The 3,524-nt window shown below is 39.1% G+C and carries 3 protein-coding genes; all 3 read right to left on the bottom strand.

The genetic code is table 11. The features are described from left to right. Nucleotides 1-26: 26 nt before the first annotated feature. Nucleotides 27-1,934, bottom strand: coding sequence for a DUF2075 domain-containing protein (locus DBR11_RS26410; RefSeq protein WP_108555558.1), 1,908 nt, complete (start codon nt 1,932-1,934; stop codon nt 27-29). Next, nucleotides 1,931-2,260, bottom strand: coding sequence for a nucleotide pyrophosphohydrolase (locus DBR11_RS26405; protein ID WP_108555557.1), 330 nt, complete (start codon nt 2,258-2,260; stop codon nt 1,931-1,933). The genes DBR11_RS26410 and DBR11_RS26405 overlap by 4 nt, the downstream gene beginning before the upstream one ends. Before the next feature lie 95 nt (nt 2,261-2,355). Continuing rightward, on the bottom strand, nt 2,356-3,360 hold the full coding sequence (locus DBR11_RS26400; protein ID WP_108555556.1) for an HNH endonuclease: 1,005 nt from the start codon (nt 3,358-3,360) through the stop codon (nt 2,356-2,358). Nucleotides 3,361-3,524 lie beyond the last annotated feature (164 nt).

The raw sequence follows: 3,524 nt of genomic DNA, 5'->3' as shown, positions 1-3,524 counted from the left end.
CAGTATTCCTATTACTATATTAGAAATCAATCTCTACGAATCCTGCTTCTAAAATACCTTTCGGTATCCTTATCCATAAAGTATACGTAACAGGCCTTCATCCCCCTACCTAAAAGTACTCTGTAGGTGTTTTTAACAAGCTGTAAGAAATCATTACTGCTCTTGACCTGGTTATCATGGCTGCATTCCGGAAAGCCTTCCCAGACTGCCGTATCTGGATTATACTTGAGGTCCTTCCCAAATATTACGCCTGCATAGTCAAATTCAAATCCCTGAGCTGTGTAAACACAACCGATCTGATCAATACCGCCGTCGTCATATGCCCAATATTGAGATTTAGGTATTCCCTTGCGCATACCAGTTAATCCTTCCTGAGCGTTCCAGGGCCGTTTATAATCTCCAATTTCCACATCTGTGATTAACTCGCCATGCTCATCTAATTTTTTGGACCAGGGCCAGCAAAAACCTGCAGTAACTCTGGCGGTAAAACCTTCTGCGACTTTAGCCCTTATGGCCTGCTCTACTGCTTCTGGAGAGTCCATAATGGTAAATTGGAAGTTCGGTTCATCTACCCATTCTACATGGGCTGTTTTCCTGATTTGCAGGGTATGATCAACCCAGTCGCTGAATCTTTCCGATCCTCCATTTCTGAATTGGGCCTGTAAATCGTATTCATAAACTTTACAGCCTGTAGCTTCGGCTTTTTCCCTTATAAACGCAGACGACCCAATCTCTCCTTTTCTTACCACTTGATAGTCGTCAATTAAGAAGACAGAAACCTTTGCTGCGTTTAACAGATCTTCTACCTGCAATTTCCCGGTTGACTTAAACGGATATCCGGTCTTTTCACGAATTCGGTGCGCTTCGTCCATTAAAAGGACATCTATTTCATTAGATTTTGCCTCACCGTAGGACATAAAGTATTTAAGGAGACTATTTGAATTGGCTCCGAGTATTTTACGTAAGGTTTCAGTAAATGCCTTTGACCCCGTTGCATAATGGGCGTTAAAATTTCTTGCGGTTAGATCGGCCAGTAATTGTAAGCCGATAACGGATTTACCTGTTCCTGCGCCTCCTTTTACGATGATGGCGTGTTTATGTTTATGCTCCAGCCCCTTACCAACAATACTCATTACAGTATCATAGACAATTAACTGTTCATCAAGAAGGATATAATCACCAGGGGCTTTTACTTTTCCAAATAGCTTAAGTTCTCCTTTGAGTTTTTGCCTGATCACTGTGGATACCTGCTGAAGGAGTTTTTTAGAGGGTCGCAGTTTACTTTCTTCTATTTCGCCCAGGATCTGTAATCCGTCGCCTGATTTCACTTTACTGCTGATAAAATCCGAAAGTTCGGTTCTGTGATCTGCTGTGAATACTGGAAACCGATCTAATGCTTTTTGAAACCGTTGGTCCTGAAGGACGTCATCTTTGAGAAAGGTATAGTTGTGTAAATAGCTGCAGGCAAAAAGTGTAATGGGATGTTCTCCTTCGTAGAAAACAGTGCTGTTGTCTTGCAGGTAATACATGTAATTTCCTACTTGTATACTTGGGTGTAATACAGACCGGTTCCCCCCGCCTACCCAGGTTACCACATAGTCACTGTCATAATCGGTTAAATTGCACTTATCCCATTGTTTCAGTTCAATGATAATTGCATGTTTCTTTTGGTTTTCGTCTTTTCCACAGATGAGTATGTCAATCCGTTTACCGCTGAGTGGTAGCTTGTATTCGACCATGACGCCAAGATCATTCAACCCTGAGCGTTCCAGGATATCCGACAGACGGAATAAGGAATTGCGCCAGGACATGACCTCATTTTGTGAGGCTTGAAAACCAAAGCATTTGAAGAATTCTTCTTTTAACAGGTCTGCTATTTGGTTGTTAACGTTTAGAGCTATAAAATTAGCTGAAGATCCAGCGTACAACCTCATAGTTCATTGTATTTGGTTGCCGTTCCTTTTGATTTGTCTACTGGATATTTTTCGGCATTTCTCTGGATCTTATCCAATACAATTTGTTTTACATCGAAGCCGTATTTTTCGGCTAGAAGGAAGGCATAAGCAAATACATCGGCGAGTTCTTCTTTTACCTTCTCTGGTTTCGCTTCTGTGGCATTTTTCCATAGGAATGCTTCCAGGAGTTCTCCTGCTTCTATGTTTAAAGCCAGGGCCAGATCTTTGGGATTATGGAATTGCTCCCAGTCTCTTTCATTGCGGAATTCTATCAGCTTTGCGGTTATCTCTTCTATATCTTGCATGTAAAACCAATAAATTAATTGAAAAGTTAATTTATGATTAAAGCTAGGAAAATATGGAGAATTATCTCAATTTATTGGAGGGAAAAGGGAAAAGATTAGGGTTTATTCCCACTATGGAAATCAAAATGCCATTCAAAGTATTTCATTGTTTGATCGTTATAATGAGTACAGTCATTACCAATTACGGCATCTTTGGCTTTTTCTATGGCCGGTGTTGTATGTTCCTGCCTAAGGCCAATAACTTTACCATCCTTTATGCTGATGTATCCTCGTTCATAAAGGTCATCGCAGCCCATTCTGCACATGGGCATTACAATGTTTGGATCTATACGGTCTTCATGCGAACATTCCGCTCTTTTTTTAATATGAGCAGCATGTAGAAAACCAACCGGAAATTGCTTATTACAGATTCCACAGGTGCTGAATATTTTATCTCCAAATAAATGTTCACTCAAAGTTTGCTGTTCTGCTCTTACCTTTACCGGTCGTATCTGATCGGTGTTCTCGATTTTACGTAATTTATTTTGAGTAGCCTCAAAATTCCCTGCGTTGGTATTATCAAAATAGGTTTTGCTTTCAAGCTCATCAAAGGCTACAAAAACACAACTACTTTGAAAATCTGACAGTACCTGGAAACCCTGGATGTTTTTATTTGGTTCATAGAATTTATTATCACCTGGCTTCCCTTTAGGAATCAAAGAATTTAAATCCTCATAAGAAATTTTCCTGGGTCTTAGTTCGTCCAGAAAGTAAAGATACTCCCAGGTGATATCCGCTGTTTTATAACCCCATAGAAAAATAGCTAATTCTCTGTTTTGAAATTTAGTAGTTACAGTAGCAGATGAGTAAACAAACTTATTTTTAGCGAACAGGGCGATATCTCCCCGGGTAATCCTGTTCCAATCCTTTACTTTCTGATCACCATAATCTATTCCCCAGATCTTAAATTCTCCAGTAGGATAAAGTTCCCTTAGCGTTGCTTCTTGCTCGGACGTAATGTATTTAATGATCTGATTGATCTTTATAGAATTGATGATCGTATTCAGGTAGTTTTTCTGCGAAGGCTTATTTGCTGCTGGTTGTAAAATTATCCTGTTCATCTTTAATCACTCATTTATTGATTAAAAGATCTCTATTTTTGAGTCGTTAACCAATATTTTGATTAAATGTAGAAAAAAAAGATTTATATAAATCTTTTTATCCATCTTCGACTCCTAGACATTATTTCTAAACATTCTCTTCTTGTAATAGCAGTAATTTAAAT

Source organism: Pedobacter sp. HMWF019 (genome assembly GCF_003061025.1).
Taxonomy (GTDB): domain Bacteria; phylum Bacteroidota; class Bacteroidia; order Sphingobacteriales; family Sphingobacteriaceae; genus Pedobacter.
Note: the sequence above shows the minus strand (reverse complement) of the source record. Positions and strands in the feature narration are given on the sequence as shown.

Bases quoted from the DNA above. Each gene is read 5' to 3' on its own strand.
- DBR11_RS26410 (WP_108555558.1), bottom strand. From the start codon at position 1,934: ATGAGGTTGTACGCTGGATCTTCAGCTAATTTTATAGCTCTAAACGTT.
- DBR11_RS26405 (WP_108555557.1), bottom strand. From the start codon at position 2,260: ATGCAAGATATAGAAGAGATAACCGCAAAGCTGATAGAATTCCGCAAT.
- DBR11_RS26400 (WP_108555556.1), bottom strand. From the start codon at position 3,360: ATGAACAGGATAATTTTACAACCAGCAGCAAATAAGCCTTCGCAGAAA.